Consider the following 16,374-nt stretch of genomic DNA (forward strand, 5'->3'; position numbering starts at 1 on the left):
TCAGTTTTGCGTAAACTGAGAGGTTTTTTTGTATGTATTGTTAACGCGAGTTTAGCGTTGTCCGAGAGCCACGTTATGATTGCGACGCACTATTCACTGTTCTTTTAGCCCCCCTAGAACAAGCCATGAGCCATCATCTACTCAATATTCGTCCCCTATACGTGCAGGACGCTGTTTGCCCGGGGTATTTTGTCATGAGTACGGCTCCGATCAATGTTGAGGATCGGATCGAAGAAGATGTGTCGGGGGAACCTAATACGGCAATGAGCGATATTGCTCAACATCTTAGAAAACACGAGAGTGATGCGCAAGTTTTAGTTCTGACTCATGGTTACAACACCGATCGTAACGGGGCAAATACCTGGTATACAACTGCGTGTGAATATTTGCGCGATCAGTATCGCGATCGCGTTCCGGAAGGATTAGTCGTGATTGGGTATCGATGGTCATCGGAGAAATTTAACAACGATGAATCGGGCAGCTTTTGGAACAAACTGCGTTATACGTTGAACTCAATTCCATTGCTAATGGGAATCTTTCTAGCAGTTAGCATTTTCGTTAGCCTGTGCAGCTTATCTGTCGCTTCTCTGAAAATTTTTCTGTTTTTGACCGTTCCAATTATTCTGTTTATTGCAACACTCATTGTGTTGAGACTCACCGTTTATTTCAGAGATACGTGGCGGGCAAATTATTACGGCGTGCCTGATTTGGTTGAGCTTGTGCGTCAACTCGATCTCGCGATCGTTGAGGCGGCATCACCTCAGCCGGACGCAGGAGTGGACTACTGGAAGAACAAGCGCATTCGGCTTTCGTTTATTGGCCATAGTATGGGCGCGTTTGTTGTCACCGAGGCCGTACGCATTCTATCGGACGTGTTTGATCGAGAGTCGATTGGCAGCCTTAGCATGAACGCGCAAAATAAGACGCCCTCGCCCGACATTGGCAACGTCTTTCGGCTGAGCAAACTGGTGTTAATTGCGCCTGATATCCCAGCCGATACCATTATTTCAGGTCGCGGAAATACCTTGCGCTCCTCCCTGCGTCGATTTGAGGAAGCTTACTTGTTTGTCAACAAACACGACACTGTTCTCAAATTAGCTTCAACGATCGCCAACTACTTTAGTTTTCCGGCCAGAACGCGGGAAGGGGGCTATCGGCTCGGCAATATCTTTGTATGTGCTCAGACCGTTCAGAACAATTTAGGAAAGCGCTACAAGATGAAGTTCGGCATTGTCAATCTGGAAACAGTGTGCAGCGTTAATGTTAAGCGCCCCAATTATCTAGATTATTTGTCAATTAGTAGAAACATTCCGCTCTCGCGTCGGCAAGATATGGTAAGTGCGGGCGGCAAATCGATCGCAGAACTATTTACCTGTTTTGACTGCACAGACTACACCGAGATCAACAAGAAAACAGGTAAAGAAGTGGGCATTGTGAGCTACGCCAAGGGTAAGCCCAATAAGCGAGTTGGCAGCTACTTTTCCCGAATCGTTTCGACTAAAAATTTAGATACGCACGGCGGCTATATTTATAACCAACATGCTGATCTAAGCAAACGGCTAATTTACGGGTTAGCGTGCTTAGGGTTTAAGGGATGCTTAGATGCGTTGCAGCCCGAACTAGATTCCTCAAGCGCCGCGACTGTGGCTCAAGTTGAAGCTCTCTCCCAACGCTGCCAGGAACGAGGCATTCAAGTGCTATTAGCGGCAGAGCGTTATGAAGTGGATATTTTAGGTAAGGAGCGAGATCGCAACGGATATTAGCCACGACTCATCTAAAAACTGTGTCAATCCGTTGGGTCACTCCATCTAATATTCGACCTAATATCCGAGATCGGCTTACCAAATTCACGAATCATGAATGACAGACTATGGTTGTTGAGTTCCGTCACGTCTACTACTCTCTAGAACGCCGCCCCTTACTCTCTGACCTAAGTTTTAGCATTGATCAGGGTGAGACATTAGTATTATTGGGGAGAAGCGGCTGCGGCAAAACAACAACCTTGCGATTAATCAATCATTTGCTAACCCCAACAGCAGGTGAAATCCAAGTTGAAGGCGTTTCCACCCAAACGTGGAATCCGATTCACCTACGGCGGCGAATTGGATACGTGATTCAGGAGGTCGGTCTATTTCCTCACTTGACCATTGAGCGCAACGTTGGCGTTGTTCCGGCGCTAGAGAAATGGCCTTCCCAGCGCATCAAATCGAGAGTAGACGAATTACTTCATCTTGTTGGGTTAGATCCGGCTCAATTTGCCCGTCGTTATCCTCACGAGCTTTCTGGTGGGCAGCGCCAGCGCGTGGGAGTTGCCAGAGCTTTAGCTGCCGACCCGCCACTTCTGCTGATGGACGAGCCATTCGGCGCGCTTGATCCGATTACGCGAGTCGAACTTCAGCGGGAGTTCAAACGCTTGCAGCAACAGTTAGGCAAAACTGTTGTCTTCGTGACTCACGATATTGGAGAAGCCTTTACTCTCGGTTCTCAGATTGGCTTAATGCAGGCGGGACAATTAGTAGAACTGGCGACCCCACACGACTTTGCGCGATCGCAGCATCCCGAAGCCCAAGCGTTTCTCAGCACTCGCAAATCGGAGTACCCTTAAGCTCCCTTCTAGGTTTAATGGATTTAAGTTCAATGGATTAGCCGAATGGATTTTCTCACTCGTTACGCCAACGAAATTTTGCAATCTACCGGAGAACATTTAACGTTAGTGTTAGTGGCGACTGCGATCGCAATTCTAATCGGCCTTCCGCTTGGCATTTTGATCACGCGTAAACCTCAACTGAGAACACCGATTTTAGGATTCGCAAACGTGATGCAAACCATTCCAAGTTTGGCACTGTTTGGACTTCTATTACCCGTTCCAATCATTGGTGGCATCGGAGCGCGAACCGCGATCGTCGCGCTCATTCTCTACTCTCTACTGCCGATTATTCGCAACACATACGTTGGGATTATGAGCGTCGATCCAGCCATTCGAGAAGCAGGACGAGGGCTAGGCATGACCGACAGACAACTCCTGCTACAGGTCGAACTGCCGTTGGCTCTGGGCGTGATTTTGGCAGGCGTGCGTGTAGCAACTGTGATTAGTATCGGACTCGCAACGATCGCGGCGGCTGTGGGGGCAGGAGGGTTAGGGACGTTTATTTTTCGGGGAGTCGCTGTGGTGGATAATCAACTTATCCTCGCGGGAGCGGTTCCGGCAGCGATTTTAGCACTCGTCGCTGATTTTATTCTGGGTTGGGTTGAACGTCGTCTTACGGTGAAGAAATGAAGGTTAAAAAGTTTGTAGCGTTGTTCTTGCTGATGATGGGATTGCTCAGTGCGATCGCGGCTTGCCAACCGACACAAGATAAGATTGTCATCGGTACTAAGAATTTCACTGAACAAGTTATTTTAGGAGAAATCCTAGCGCAGCAGATTGAGAGCAAAACAAAGTTACAAGTCGAGCGAAAGTTTAATCTCGGTGGAACCTTTGTCTGTCACAACGGCATCGTAAATGGACAGATTGATCTGTACCCAGAATATTCTGGAACGGCTTATACAACGATTCTGAAGCTACCTGTCATCACAGATCCAAAGCAGGTTTTTGAGACCGTAAAAGATGAATATGTTCGACGGTTTAAACTGGCATGGAGCGTACCCTTTGGCTTCAACAATGGATTTGCGATGGTAATTCGTGGTGCAGATGCCCGTCAATACAAATTAAAAACGCTTTCTCAGGCGGCAGCACAAACCCCAAAATGGACGGCCGGATTTGGATTTGAATTTCTCAATCGCGAAGATGGCTTTCCGGGTCTATCAAAAACGTACAATCTGAAATTTGCAGGGCAACCCAAAGTGTTAGATCTTGGTCTGCTCTACCGGGCGCTTCAAGACAAACAAGTAGACCTCGTTGCAGGTAACACAACCGATGGATTGCTGTCGGCGCAAGATCTAGTAGTGCTTGAAGACGATAAGCGCTATTTTCCGCCTTACCAAGCTGCTGCCGTGGCGCGTCAAGACCTGTTTCAAAAACATCCCGACTTGCGTCAAGTTCTCGATCAACTTGGTGGCAAACTTTCTGAACAGAAAATGCGCGAGTTGAATTATCGCGTGGATGGCAAAAAAGAGGATGTGAAACAAGTGGTGAAAGAGTTTTTGCAATCAAATTTGGGTAGTGCCGTTTAGGATTTGCTTCCCGTAGCGAGTCGTAGCACTATTCTCTCAAGCTGATCAATCTTCTCCGGTTGGTTCACCGCGACCGAACAGCGCTCCTTCCGTCGATCGCATTCCTCCCAGCAGCCGAATCTTTGCAGTACCGTCAATGTAGCAGTAGGCGTTCCAACCCTCTTCCTACAAATCCATTCCCGCTAACTTCCTGTGAGACTAGCGGGATATTTTTTGGGTTGTGGTGCAGGTAGAGAAGAACAAGAGTAATTGCTCAACTAGGTTGACTTAAGCTCACCTTCGACAGAAGATGATAAGCTTTTGCCATTGGTTGGTAGTGATGAGACAGGAGCACGAGTGAATGGGAAAAACCAGTGGGAATGGGTGTTTCAAAACGACCAGGTGTGTTTGCATGTGATTCGTCCCAGTCGTGGCAAAACGGTCATTGATAGCGTGGTAGCGGGGCATCAACCGCCAAGTTTGGGTGTCTGATTTATTCAGCCCAAGCAGCGCATCCAGCTCACTGCGGGAGATTTTGAATCTGAACCCCAAATCGGTCGAGGGACAAAGGTTGCTCAAACGCTATTAGAAGATTCACGCTCATCTGTTGCTGTGTTTGACCGATGAGCCGATTCCGCCGACTAATAATTCCAGTGAGCAGGCGTTGCGTTGGAGTGGTGTCTTTCGCAAAGTGACCAACGAGTTCCGCTCGGACTGGGGGGCGGAGTTATTCGCTCAAGTTCGCTCACTGGTCAACACGGCAAAGCGTCAGGGCATCTCTGCCTTTGATGCTATTTCCCGTGCCCTTACCTCACAACAGACCGATTGGCTACTGGGTTGAGTAATTACGTTTTACCTATTTCTTAAACTCTACGAATGCATCTTGACTGAAGAAATAGACTTCTTAGGGTTCTCTAACGGGACACTCCGCCGCGCCGCCTCGACAAACCGACTGACTCGAATTGGATCGATCGGATTTTCGCGCTTGCCTTGGCGCTTGAGCGAACTCGACACAATCACCCCATCTGCCGCGTGCATCAGGTCAGAAATGTTTTCCCAGTCGGCTCCACTGCCGATAAACACCGGAGTTCCGTTGGCAGCAGCGCTAGCGAGTTCAAGATCCTCTCGACTCGTCGGGTTACCCGTCGCCCATCCAGACAGAATCACGGCATCGGCTAAGCCGCGTTCGATCGTATCTTGTACTGCTGTCGTCAAATTCACCGATCCCAGAGGGCGAGCATGTTTGACCAGCACATCTGCCATAATTTTGACATCGCTGCCCAACTCGCGACGATAGCGCATTAGCTCGTGAGCGCGTCCCTCGATCAAGCCCTGATCGGTTGCCATAATGCCCGTCCAAACGTTGACGCGGATGAATTGAGCCTGCACGCAGGACGCGATCGCAAGTGCACTGCGGGCATCATTCCGCAGCACATTCAGCCCAATTGGCAGCGTCACAAGGTTCATTAGCCGTTGCACCACAACCGTCATCGCGCTCACCACCGCAGGGTCAACTTGATCCTTGGGAAAGGGCGCATCAAAAAAGTTTTCAACAATCATGCCATCGACGCCACCTGCCGCGAGAGCCGTTGCTTCTTGCTCTGCTCGATCGATCACCGCTTTGAGACTGCCTCCCCAACGCGGAGAAGTCGGCAACGGCAGCAAATGCACGACGCCAATGACGGGATTCGGAGTTTTGAATACTTGGTTTAAGTCCACAATGCCTAAACAATGCCTAAATAGTAGAAGGCCTAAACAATCGGCTTTCTGAGCAACATCACTACTGAAAATGATAACGTCTTAGCGTACCCGAGGAGACCCCACCATCTTCATAAACTGCTAACCTCTGATTTTAGACACGTTGACTATGTTACTCCACCTCAGTACCTGGCAAGAAGTCGAGACCTATCTCGAACACTCCAGAGGCATTATTTTTCCGATCGGATCAACCGAACAGCATGGCCCTACCGGGTTGATAGGGACGGATGCAATTTGTGCAGAAGCGATCGCGCATGGAGTTGGAGACGCCACCCAAGCCCTCGTTGCACCGACCATTCAGGTTGGCATGGCGCTCCATCATACCGCTTTTCCGGGAAGTATTAGCCTCCGCCCCAGCACGATGATTCTGCTAATTCGTGACTACCTCACTTCTTTAGCAAAAGCTGGCTTTCACAAATTCTTCTTCATCAATGGACACGGCGGAAATGTCGCGACTTTAAAAGCCGCCTTTTCTGAAACCTACGCTCATCTAGCAGAAATCGGCATTCCCCACAGCCACTTGATTCAATGTCAAGTCAGTAATTGGTATATGGGCAGTTCAGTTTATAAGCTAGCGAAAGAATTATACGGCGACCAGGAAGGCTCTCACGCAACGCCGAGTGAAGTAGCGCTAACGCAGTACGTTTATCCAGCATCCATTAAACATGCGCCCCTCAGTGAAGCTGTATCAAAAGACCACCGAATTTATAGCGCTGTCGATTTTCGTCAGCGATACCCTGATGGACGAATGGGGTCAAATCCTGCCCTAGCGACTCCAGAACACGGGCAGCAGTTCTACCAGTTAGCGGTTGAGGAAATGAGTGAAGCCTACCTCAAGTTTCTGGCCGCCGCATAATTTGACAACCGGTAGTGTTGTAGTGATCAACAGGTCCACAATATTACCCACTCCAGGAAGGCAGAGAGTGAAACCTACGTAGAGCCAAACTCAATTCGTCAAAATTTGGTTAATTTGGCTTAGCAATTCTTCCATCGGCAACGGCGGAAGAGTGTGGGTAGAAAGGCTATTTAACAGCGCAAAAATCTCATCCTCTAACTGGCTGGACCGAATGCCATCTGCCGTTGAGTAATGATCGATCACGAGAACAGGCGGCTTGTAAGGCAACTGTTCGATCGCATTCAGGACATCTCGGCTAGAGCCGTCCAAATCAGTTTCATGCCAATAGACCAGCAGCAAATCGACGCTTCTAGTTTGAAGTTTTTGTAGCGCTTCGGAGTGCGATCGCGCCACCATTCCCCGAAACCCAGCCGTTTGCAGATACTGTATCAGCGCTTGCAGCCATTCCGACTCTTTGGGATGGGCGTCCTTCACATTGCCTAACCTCGCCGCATCGAGCGCCAACACCAACGGACGCCACGCAAACCCTGCCGCAACCTGAATCACCTGAAGTAATGCCGACGTTTCTGACTGTTCAGCAGAAACCGATGGCTCAACGAGGGGCGCTAGGCACGGAAAGACGGTCAAGCCAGACACCTGGTTCGCCGCTTGAGTGGTGGCAGTATCGAGCGTCACGAGGGGCAAGGAGGAAAGAAACGATTGCTCACCCAACCGCTTTAAATATGCCGCTGGATCGGGCATCACTGGATCAAGCACAACGACATTGGGCTTCCAAACCTGAGCGAGTAGCTCCGCTTGCTCTAAATCATCGGCTTCGAGAACGCGGTAGTTGTGGCTATGCAGCAGCGCATTGAGATCGATCACCGCTTCATGGCGTGACCGATGCAGATCAGCGTACCGAGTCGGACTGATTCGCAGCACAACCAAGTTTGTCTCAGGCTCAGAGGACTCAATAGACGCTGCTTCAGTAAACTGGCTGAGAATCTGCTTAAGCGGCTTTTTAGCAATGGGCAAGCTTAAAAACCCGTCTGCCTGATTGCGGTAGGCAGAGGTGCGATCGTTGCGAGTCCCCATGACAATCACAGGAATGCCTCGCGTTTGGGCATCGGCTTTTAAAAGCGTCAGCACATCCCACCCCGATAGGGTCGGTAAAAGCGGATTGAGAAACACCGCGCAGGGCTGCAAGCGACGAGCTTTTTCGACCGCTTCGGTTCCCGAACGCGCGACGACGAAGCGATAGCCGAGTTCACCTAGTTGCTGAGCCAAGTTTTCGAGCGATTGCACCACGGCTTCTACAATCAGCACCAACCGATTTTGAGTCGGGCGATGGGTCGTTCCGCCAATGGTTCGAGTCGGCTGCGGGTGCGTCAGCGGCAGCAACAGCGTAAATTGGCTGCCCTGATGTTCTTCAGAGGTAAAGGAAATATCGCCGCCGTGAAGCCGCGCTAAGCGTTGCGTCAGCACAAGTCCGAGTCCTGCCCCTTCAAACCGTCGCGTCAACGGGTTCTCAAGCTGCTGGAATTTCTGAAAAATAAGATGTTGTTTTTCTGCCGGAATTCCAATTCCTGTATCCCATACGGTAAAGGCAATCCAGCCTTCCCATAAGCTCACATCCAGCCCGATGAGCCCCGAAGCCTCGGTGAACTTCAACGCATTGGAGAGGAGGTGAACCAGCATTTGACGCAGCCGCAATTCGTCTGCCACCAATGTTTCTAGCCCTGGTTCGATCGTGTAGCTAAAGGCAGGACTCCCTGAATTCGCGTCTGATTCGTGTTCTTCAAAACAGAGGTTCTGGGCTTGCTCAAAGGCGCGATCGCACACGGTTGCGATGGTTACTGGCTCTAGGGCTAACTCTAATTGCCCGCTTTCTATGCGGGTTAGATCGAGAATGTCATTCACGATCGTCATCAAATGCCGCCCGCTTTTGTGAATCAGGTTGGCATAGCGCACCTGTCGCTCATTTAGCGAACCAGACAACTGGTCTTTGAGCAAACCCGATAAGCCCAGTACTGCTGTGAGAGGCGTTCTCAACTCGTGGCTGATGCAGGCTAAAAACTCATCCTTCAACCGATTGAGGTGAACCAAATCTGCATTTTTAGCCGCTAATTCTCTAGCCAGATGATGTTGCTCGGTGACATCCTGTGCTAGCACAAGCCACAAATCTTCTTCGGGCAAGGCGGGAGATGACAGGCGCATTCCGGGTTGCACTCCGTCCAGCGTCGCCAGCCTAAACGGCAACTCTGACCAAGATGGGACAGCTGAGAATATCTCTAACTTCCGCCCCGATAGTAAGTCACCTAGCGGAATCTTGATAAACTGTAGAGTCCTTTCTTGTCCACTCTTTAATGGGCAAATGCAAATACAGGTATTGGGAGTGGCACCTACCTGGCACGAACCCACCGCCAGAGGCAGTTCCTCCTCATCCAAATGCCCGACCGTATTTTCTAACGACTGTCGGTTGACGTCGGCTTCGGGCGGCGGCATCGCATATTCTAAAATGGCGGCGGCTTCGCGTTGCACCCAGCCCGGATCGACTAAATCGCCCAACTGCTGTTGCCAGTGTATGTTTCGAGCCACGACATCGCCTGCGGTCGTTTGCAGCATGAGCGGCAACGGTAAGCGCTCTAAAAATTGCATCAGCGATCGCAGCGCCGCGACTGGCTCTGCTAAGCTCGTCGAAAGCGATGCTTTAGTCGAAGCGACCAGAGAACGCGTTTGAACCTGAGTCCGGAGCTGATCGATCTGCCAGCGCAACTGCCGCTTCAGGCGCACCATATCAGCAGGCAATTCGGCGGCTTCTGGTAGGCCTTCTGGTTGAAGCTGATGCCGCGACTCAGGAATTTGTGACTCAGAAATGTTGGTCAGTGTCGTTAATGTTGCACCCGCTCCGGTGTCTTCATTGCACTCTAGGGGAATTCTTTCAAAGTCGCAGGCGAGAACCGCGTCAAGATCAGTTCTCAAGCTATCATCTCGGTCGTCTGAGGTCGAGATCGCTAAGAACTTCCGCAGGTAGAAAATATCGACAATGCCCAAATAGTTGCGATCGCAATCGATGACTGCCCAAAATCGCACCGGAGAATACTCCAGTTCTGCAGCATAATCGCTTAGCATCTGATCCTGCATAACACAGGGCAGCGAGCCAGTGTTAAGTAGCGTTGAAAGGGGTTGGTGGACGCAATCTGCTCTCAAGAAAGGCAGCAGTTGGTGGAGATGGACTAAACCAACAGGATACTTCGAGTCGTCAATCATTACGATGCGATCGCACGCCTGCTGGTGAACCAGTTCAGCCGCGATCGAAATGCCTGCCGAGGCGGAACAAACGGGGGCAGGTTCAATAAACTCACGGAACTTAGCATTGAGCATAACCATTGAGACCTGCCATGGAGCTAACCATCAAGAGCGTCAACGCTTACATGTTAGTCAGTTGTCAACTCTGTGCAATTATCTGTGCAATTAAAAGAATTAGGTATCGTCACCAGAAATACTATTACTAAGATAATTGGCTAAGCCTTAAATTACTGTGTCTTTTGCAGAGCCTTGTTGCCGAAACTACTTGAAGGCAAGGCCTGAAATCAAGTTTTTTATATATTAGGAGAACCACTTACTTCCGAACTTCTGATCAAGGTTATCTCCTCTTGTCATTATAATGAACAATGTACGATAAGGTTTAAATAATCATTAAGAAGTCTTTCAGCAGATTGTTTTTGAGACTCTCCATCATAGCGTAGTCCAAATCCTTATGATGCCAATCATTAAGATGCTCTCTGACCTGAGTGATTGAGTTTGTTCCATTGCATTCCTTACTCTCACTGTTTAAGATTTATTCTTAGATTGTTTTATGTCATTTCGCAGGGTTAGTCAGCCTTGACCGCTTCATCCCCTTCCGGCATTCGTCCGCGACTATTTATCTGTATTTTTGTTAACTCTCTAGCATTGGCCCGATTGGCTTCACCAAGCTCCGAAGGATCGCTGGTGTCAATGTTCGATGATGAGCGCTACAAGGTTGTGCAACCCGACTCGCAAGCCGCCTTCTTTGACTTAATCGAGCGCGAGAAGCAGCAGCTTGACTGTTTGATCTTGCAAGATGGACAACCCCTTCCTCAGCTGATCGACTGGCTGCACGCTCAGGCAACGCTCTTGCCAACGGTGATTCTTGACCCCGACACTGTCACCGACCCGGAAGCCAGTAAGACCGGAGTGACGTCTGTTGCCCCGATCTACCACACGGCTGAGATTCGAGTGCCACTCGATCAGCTAAAGCAGATCACGGAGTACATTGATTCTGCGATCGCAGCATTTTTGAATCTCTCTCCGTCCTGCCGTTTACCCGATAGCACCGCAGGCCTTGACCTGACCCGAGAGTTAACAACCCAAAATTTTCTCATGCTGCAACAGCGGCGGCTCACCGACAAACTGAAAGAGCGATTGGGATATTTGGGCGTCTACTACAAGCGAAATCCCCAAGATTTTTTGCGTCATCTACCTCCGACAGAGCGCCATGCGCTGTTAGCTCAGTTGCGAAAAGACTATCGAGAAATTATTTTGACGTATTTTACAGAAGACGTTGATCTCAACCAAAAGGTTGATAATTTTGTTAATGCTGCCTTTTTTGCGGATATTCCAGTGGCGCAAATTGTAGAGATTCACATGGACTTTATGGACGAGTTTTCTAAGCAGCTAAAATTAGAAGGCCGGAGTGAGGAGGTGTTGCTCGATTATCGGTTAACGCTGATCGATACGATCGCGCATTTGTGTGAGATGTATCGACGATCAGTTCCTCGCGAATCGTAAATTTCCTCTGTATCTTTGGGGCTTAATAACGCAAATCCGAATTAGCGCCTGCCCAGCCTTTGATTCAGAGCTTGTATCTTTATGTCGATCGCATGATCGATCGCAATTCAATTAAATTCAAGGCTTTTGCTGAGCATACCTGACGCACCGGAGGTAAATTAATCTACAATTCTTAGTGATTTTTATCTGCTATCTATCCTCCAAAATGATTTTTTGCGTATCTTCTAAAGCGCTCAAAAAATAAGGGTCAATTATGAGTTCACTACGGAAAACCTACGTTCTAAAACTGTACGTTGCAGGGAACACGCCGAACTCAATTCGTGCCTTAAAAACCCTAAACAACATCCTTGAAAAAGAGTTTCAAGGCGTCTACGCCCTGAAAGTCATTGATGTACTTAAAAACCCTCAACTTGCGGAAGAAGATAAGATCCTGGCAACGCCCACATTAGCCAAAATTTTGCCTCCACCTGTGCGCAGAATCATTGGAGATCTCTCTGATCGAGAAAAAGTATTGATCGGTCTTGATCTCTTGTACGAAGAATTGCGCGAAGAGGAAATGGAACGGTAACATACTGCCGATATATTGGAAGCAAAGCCCTGATTTATCAAGTTTTTTAGGTGATTCAATGTAAAAATGTAACAGGTCTAGCCTTCAATTTTAGGAGCCTCGCTCCGCATGCTTGATAACTACTCTTATGAATTCGATTAATCAGACCGATCCTCGCAGTTCGTTAGAAATGGTAGGCGTTCAAAAGATCCAGACAATGATTGAGGGCTTCGATGACATCAGTCATGGAGGTTTGCCCGTTGGACGAACAACTCTCGTTAGTGGCACGTCTGGAACTGGAAAAACCTTATTTGCCGTTCAGTTTCTCTATCACGGAATTACTCAATTTGATGAGCCGGGGATCTTTGTCACGTTTGAAGAGTCTCCAGCCGACGTGATTAAAAACGCACTTAGCTTTGGATGGGATCTGCAACAGTTGATCGATGAAGGTAAGCTGTTTATCTTAGATGCGTCTCCTGACCCAGAAGGGCAAGATGTGGTCGGCAGTTTTGATCTGTCTGCCCTGATTGAACGGATTCAATACGCAATTCGCAAGTACAAAGCGCGGCGTGTATCGATCGACTCGGTTACAGCCGTGTTTCAGCAGTATGATGCCGCATCGGTGGTGCGCCGAGAAATTTTTCGCTTGGTGGCACGCCTAAAGCAAGTTGGCGCAACCACGATCATGACGACCGAACGGGTGGAAGAGTACGGTCCGGTCGCTCGGTTTGGCGTCGAAGAATTTGTCTCTGATAATGTTGCGATCGTGCGCAATGTTTTAGAAGGAGAACGTCGTCGCCGCACGATTGAAATTCTCAAACTGCGCGGAACAACCCACATGAAAGGGGAGTATCCATTCACGATCACCAACGACGGCATCAATATCTTCCCGCTAGGCGCGATGAGATTAACCCAGCGATCGTCAAACGTGCGGGTGTCGTCGGGAGTCACGACCCTAGATCAAATGTGTGGCGGCGGTTTTTTCAAAGACTCGATTATTTTGGCAACGGGCGCAACCGGGACGGGCAAGACCCTGCTGGTGAGCAAGTTTTTGCAAGAGGCCTGTCAACGCGGCGATCGCGCAATCCTGTTTGCCTACGAAGAATCGCGCGCTCAACTGTCGCGTAACGCCTACTCGTGGGGCATTGATTTTGAGGACTTAGAGCAGAAAGGGTTGCTCAAGATCATTTGCGCCTATCCTGAATCGGCGGGACTAGAGGATCATTTGCAGATTATCAAGTCAGAGATTGCTGAGTTTAAGCCGTCCCGGATTGCGATCGATTCGTTGTCTGCCTTAGCACGGGGAGTAAGCAACAATGCCTTCCGTCAATTTGTGATTGGTGTGACTGGCTTTGCCAAACAAGAAGAAATTACAGGATTCTTCACCAACACAACCGATCAATTTATGGGATCGCATTCGATCACCGACACCCACATTTCGACGATCACCGATACAATCTTGATGCTGCAATATGTCGAAATTCGAGGGGAAATGTCGCGGGCGCTGAATGTGTTTAAGATGCGTGGCTCTTGGCACGATAAGGGCATTCGCGAGTACACGATTAGCGCTCAAGGCCCTGAGATTAAAGATTCGTTCCGCAACTTCGAGCGCATCATTAGCGGCTCTCCGACACGAGTTGCGGTGGACGAAAAATCGGATTTGGCGCGGATCACAAAAGGATTGAAAGAGGGCACGTTATGATTTAGGGCGGCTAATCTTGGCTTAACTTTAATCACTGAATTTTAGTCGCTGGACTTTAATCGATTAAGTACGAACGCCGACTCTACGTTTCTAATTGCGCGTCTTATGCCCTACCGCGTTGCATTGCTGGTCAGCATTTTGTTCATTATTCCAGTTGGGTATGGGGTTCGATTTTCCCAGGGTTGGCTGCCTAACAGTCTTCACGACGCTCTGGGCAGCCTTGCCTATGAAGTGTTTTGGATTTTGCTGGTTCAGCTTCTCTATCCCAAAATACCGCCATTGAGAATTGCGATCGCAGTCAGTCTTGCCACCTGTGCGATCGAGGTGCTGCAACTCTGGCAACCATCATGGCTTCAAGCCCTTCGCGCCACCCTTCCCGGACGGCTTGTGCTTGGCAATACCTTTTCCTGGTCAGATTTTCCGCCCTACTTCATCGGCAGTGTGATGGGGTGGCTGTGGCTAGAGGGACTGCGCCGCTGGCAAAGGATGGCTTAAACTTAAGAATAGCTTAGACCGCTTTGCTGTGCGTCACTTCGACGACGGTGTGAACGTTGCCCCGCGGTGTATAGTCTGCTTTCACTGTGATTTCGAGCGGATCGCAAGCCGCTACGATGTCATCTAAAATTTGGTTGGCGGCTTCTTCGTGGGAGATATAGCGATCGCGGTAGCTATTGATGTACAGCTTAATCGCTTTCAGTTCAACCACACGCTGATCGGGCGTGTAGGTGACATAGATCGTCGCAAAATCAGGATAGCCAGAAAACGGACACTTGCAGGTAAATTCAGGCAGCGTAATGTTGATGGTATAGCGACGTCCCGCTCGAGGATTGGGGAACGTAATTAAGTTGCCTTCTTCAATCAGCCGTTCTCCGTACTTTACCTGCGTTTCTTGAGTTTGAGACATGTCTAGCCAGCCTGGTCTATATAGTTCAGTGTTTTGATTCTATCAATTCTGCTCTAACCATAAGAATCTAGCCATAAGCGAAGCCGTTAGCCCTTCTTCACTTGCAAAACGTTGAATAAAAACCAATTTGAATCTACAGAACACAACCGATTTCCTTCTCCAGATCTCTGATAGTGATCCCCTCTCATCAAACTAGCGACCTCAAGATCCTCAGTTTTACGGAAAAACATTACTTTTCTCAGAAAAACCTTGACTATTAGCGCATTGCTTGGTGTAATTGCAGCTATTCTTATGGCAGAAAAACGTAAGACATGACCAGGCATAACGATTGTGGAACTGCCTCTAGCGATTTAACCCAACTTTGAACTTCACTTCTACGTTGATCCGAACCCAATGAATTCAAACCCCATGCGAAATGTAACTAACGCTGGACAGGCAGTTCCCTCGTCCTCACCTTCCTATGCTCCTTCAGTTCCAATCTCACTCTACCGAGAAGTGACTGCCGAACTGCAAGCGACCAAAGCCGCTCTAGACGAGATAAAGCAGCAAAATCAGCAGTTGACCCAGCAAAATCGGCACTTGCATCAAGAAATTGAGAAAGCCGTCCAGTCCGCGCTGAATTTGCGCCAAGCGGCTCAAAGTGTTTCGCGCACCTCTGCTGGAAACTCAGTTGTTGAGGAAAGTTTAACGCCGTCTCGCTTTGAAACACTACCTCAATTAGAGATCGCTCCAATCGCCGCCCCAGTAACTCCGCGCGCGCCGATGCTATCTAAGTTGCCCAATCTCGATTCTCCGTTTCCTCCTGAAACGCTGGTGATCGAGCAAGACAGCAAGCCCCGCCGCAAGCTTTTGCCAGAGTCGGAGTCATCAGGTAACCAGTTAAGTGGATGGTGGTTAGGGGTTGCGATCGCGTTAATTGTGGTGACTGCCTTTGGTGCAGGCTTCTTGATCGTACGTCCGCTGCTGCCGTCTCCGGCTTCAAAATAACGAATAGATTAAAGTGCCGCGATTGGTTTTGCGAAACTTCCACGGATCACATTTGTTTGAGAGAATTGCGAAGTATCTCAATGATTTCGTGATAAAACGAAATACGGAGTAGTGACCCTGAAATAGTTTTTTAAGCAAATCGCGGTGCGATTGTGGGACACTTTAGGATTAGGTGTGACAGCGTGACTCCTACATTGGAATAAAATGTATTACTTGTTACAAACTTAATCTATGTAACGATGATAGATAGAGTCATGCTGTTGATATAGCGGAAACATAAGGAGTGTAGGCGCTTGAAAAAGGTTGAGGCTATTATTCGCCCGTTTAAACTTGATGAAGTCAAGATTGCTCTAGTCAATGCCGGAATCGTGGGTATGACGGTTTCTGAAGTCCGAGGATTCGGACGGCAGAAAGGTCAAACAGAGCGTTATCGTGGCTCGGAGTATACGGTCGAGTTTTTACAGAAACTTAAAGTTGAAATTGTGATCGAAGATGAACAAGTAGACATGGTGGTAGACAAAATCATCGTGGCGGCAAGAACTGGAGAAATTGGAGATGGAAAGATCTTCATTAGTCCAGTTGATCAAGTCGTTCGGATTCGGACGGGAGAGAAGAACTTCGAGGCAGTTTAGTTTCTTCTGAATTTTTATCGATTTACTGTTCCAGACATTACAGGC

General features: G+C 48.8%; 16 protein-coding genes. 13 read left to right on the forward strand and 3 right to left on the reverse strand.

Going from position 1 to position 16,374, the window contains the following annotated elements:
• Positions 1–125: 125 nt before the first annotated feature.
• From AC5I6P_RS19465 to AC5I6P_RS19490, 6 genes are all read left to right on the forward strand, one after another.
• Positions 126–1,763 carry an alpha/beta hydrolase gene (locus tag AC5I6P_RS19465; RefSeq protein WP_495695439.1) on the forward strand — a complete coding sequence of 546 codons (1,638 nt, stop codon included), beginning with the start codon at positions 126–128 and terminating at the stop codon, positions 1,761–1,763.
• A 107-nt stretch (positions 1,764–1,870) separates the two neighbouring features.
• Positions 1,871–2,605 (forward strand): ABC transporter ATP-binding protein, encoded by a 735-nt coding sequence (locus AC5I6P_RS19470; protein WP_495695440.1) that lies wholly within the window; start codon positions 1,871–1,873, stop codon positions 2,603–2,605.
• Between the two features lie 45 nt (positions 2,606–2,650).
• Positions 2,651–3,277: an ABC transporter permease gene (locus AC5I6P_RS19475; RefSeq protein WP_495695441.1), complete on the forward strand. Its 627-nt coding sequence runs from the start codon at positions 2,651–2,653 to the stop codon at positions 3,275–3,277.
• Positions 3,274–4,173, forward strand: coding sequence for a glycine betaine ABC transporter substrate-binding protein (locus AC5I6P_RS19480; protein WP_495695442.1), 900 nt, complete (start codon positions 3,274–3,276; stop codon positions 4,171–4,173). Before AC5I6P_RS19475 ends, AC5I6P_RS19480 begins: the two co-directional genes overlap by 4 nt.
• Before the next feature lie 300 nt (positions 4,174–4,473).
• A complete protein-coding gene (locus AC5I6P_RS19485) occupies positions 4,474–4,644 on the forward strand; it encodes an IS66 family transposase (protein ID WP_495695443.1) in 171 nt (56 codons plus the stop codon).
• 115 nt (positions 4,645–4,759) lie between these two features.
• Complete coding sequence (locus AC5I6P_RS19490) at positions 4,760–4,993, forward strand: IS66 family transposase (RefSeq protein ID WP_495695444.1); 234 nt, start codon at positions 4,760–4,762, stop codon at positions 4,991–4,993.
• A gap of 29 nt (positions 4,994–5,022) precedes the next feature.
• Here the strand turns inward: AC5I6P_RS19490 and btpA are convergent, their stop codons facing one another.
• Positions 5,023–5,871 carry a photosystem I biogenesis protein BtpA gene (gene btpA, locus AC5I6P_RS19495; protein ID WP_495695445.1) on the reverse strand — a complete coding sequence of 283 codons (849 nt, stop codon included), beginning with the start codon at positions 5,869–5,871 and terminating at the stop codon, positions 5,023–5,025.
• Positions 5,872–6,019: 148 nt separating this feature from the next.
• Here btpA and AC5I6P_RS19500 point away from each other — a divergent pair, with 148 nt between their 5' ends.
• Complete coding sequence (locus AC5I6P_RS19500) at positions 6,020–6,766, forward strand: creatininase family protein (protein WP_495695489.1); 747 nt, start codon at positions 6,020–6,022, stop codon at positions 6,764–6,766.
• A 90-nt stretch (positions 6,767–6,856) separates the two neighbouring features.
• Here AC5I6P_RS19500 and AC5I6P_RS19505 read toward each other — a convergent pair whose 3' ends face one another.
• Entirely contained in the window at positions 6,857–10,135 is a 3,279-nt protein-coding gene (locus AC5I6P_RS19505; RefSeq protein WP_495695446.1) for an ATP-binding protein, read from the reverse strand.
• A 495-nt stretch (positions 10,136–10,630) separates the two neighbouring features.
• Between AC5I6P_RS19505 and AC5I6P_RS19510 the strand changes: the two genes are divergently transcribed.
• The 4 genes from AC5I6P_RS19510 to AC5I6P_RS19525 all read left to right on the forward strand — a co-directional run bounded on the left by AC5I6P_RS19510 (position 10,631) and on the right by AC5I6P_RS19525 (position 14,301).
• Positions 10,631–11,557, forward strand: a complete 927-nt coding sequence (locus tag AC5I6P_RS19510; protein WP_495695447.1) for a circadian clock protein KaiA — start codon at positions 10,631–10,633, stop codon at positions 11,555–11,557.
• A gap of 253 nt (positions 11,558–11,810) precedes the next feature.
• A complete protein-coding gene (gene kaiB, locus AC5I6P_RS19515) occupies positions 11,811–12,125 on the forward strand; it encodes a circadian clock protein KaiB (RefSeq protein WP_495695448.1) in 315 nt (104 codons plus the stop codon).
• 127 nt (positions 12,126–12,252) lie between these two features.
• Complete coding sequence (gene kaiC, locus AC5I6P_RS19520) at positions 12,253–13,806, forward strand: circadian clock protein KaiC (RefSeq protein ID WP_495695449.1); 1,554 nt, start codon at positions 12,253–12,255, stop codon at positions 13,804–13,806.
• A 105-nt stretch (positions 13,807–13,911) separates the two neighbouring features.
• Positions 13,912–14,301 (forward strand): ribosomal maturation YjgA family protein, encoded by a 390-nt coding sequence (locus AC5I6P_RS19525; RefSeq protein WP_495695450.1) that lies wholly within the window; start codon positions 13,912–13,914, stop codon positions 14,299–14,301.
• A 13-nt stretch (positions 14,302–14,314) separates the two neighbouring features.
• Here the strand turns inward: AC5I6P_RS19525 and queF are convergent, their stop codons facing one another.
• On the reverse strand, positions 14,315–14,710 hold the full coding sequence (gene queF, locus AC5I6P_RS19530) for a preQ(1) synthase (RefSeq protein ID WP_495695451.1): 396 nt from the start codon (positions 14,708–14,710) through the stop codon (positions 14,315–14,317).
• Between the two features lie 408 nt (positions 14,711–15,118).
• Here queF and AC5I6P_RS19535 point away from each other — a divergent pair, with 408 nt between their 5' ends.
• Both AC5I6P_RS19535 and AC5I6P_RS19540 read left to right on the forward strand, forming a co-directional pair.
• Complete coding sequence (locus tag AC5I6P_RS19535; protein ID WP_495695452.1) at positions 15,119–15,697, forward strand: hypothetical protein; 579 nt, start codon at positions 15,119–15,121, stop codon at positions 15,695–15,697.
• 293 nt (positions 15,698–15,990) lie between these two features.
• Complete coding sequence (locus AC5I6P_RS19540; protein WP_495695453.1) at positions 15,991–16,329, forward strand: P-II family nitrogen regulator; 339 nt, start codon at positions 15,991–15,993, stop codon at positions 16,327–16,329.
• Positions 16,330–16,374: the final 45 nt, after the last annotated feature.

It is taken from the genome of Myxacorys sp. (assembly GCF_059501405.1).

Bases quoted from the DNA above. Each gene is read 5' to 3' on its own strand.
- AC5I6P_RS19465 (WP_495695439.1), top strand. From the start codon at position 126: ATGAGCCATCATCTACTCAATATTCGTCCCCTATACGTGCAGGACGCT.
- AC5I6P_RS19470 (WP_495695440.1), top strand. From the start codon at position 1,871: ATGGTTGTTGAGTTCCGTCACGTCTACTACTCTCTAGAACGCCGCCCC.
- AC5I6P_RS19475 (WP_495695441.1), top strand. From the start codon at position 2,651: ATGGATTTTCTCACTCGTTACGCCAACGAAATTTTGCAATCTACCGGA.
- AC5I6P_RS19480 (WP_495695442.1), top strand. From the start codon at position 3,274: ATGAAGGTTAAAAAGTTTGTAGCGTTGTTCTTGCTGATGATGGGATTG.
- AC5I6P_RS19500 (WP_495695489.1), top strand. From the start codon at position 6,020: ATGTTACTCCACCTCAGTACCTGGCAAGAAGTCGAGACCTATCTCGAA.
- AC5I6P_RS19505 (WP_495695446.1), bottom strand. From the start codon at position 10,135: ATGGTTATGCTCAATGCTAAGTTCCGTGAGTTTATTGAACCTGCCCCC.
- kaiB (WP_495695448.1), top strand. From the start codon at position 11,811: ATGAGTTCACTACGGAAAACCTACGTTCTAAAACTGTACGTTGCAGGG.
- kaiC (WP_495695449.1), top strand. From the start codon at position 12,253: ATGAATTCGATTAATCAGACCGATCCTCGCAGTTCGTTAGAAATGGTA.
- AC5I6P_RS19525 (WP_495695450.1), top strand. From the start codon at position 13,912: ATGCCCTACCGCGTTGCATTGCTGGTCAGCATTTTGTTCATTATTCCA.
- queF (WP_495695451.1), bottom strand. From the start codon at position 14,710: ATGTCTCAAACTCAAGAAACGCAGGTAAAGTACGGAGAACGGCTGATT.
- AC5I6P_RS19535 (WP_495695452.1), top strand. From the start codon at position 15,119: ATGCGAAATGTAACTAACGCTGGACAGGCAGTTCCCTCGTCCTCACCT.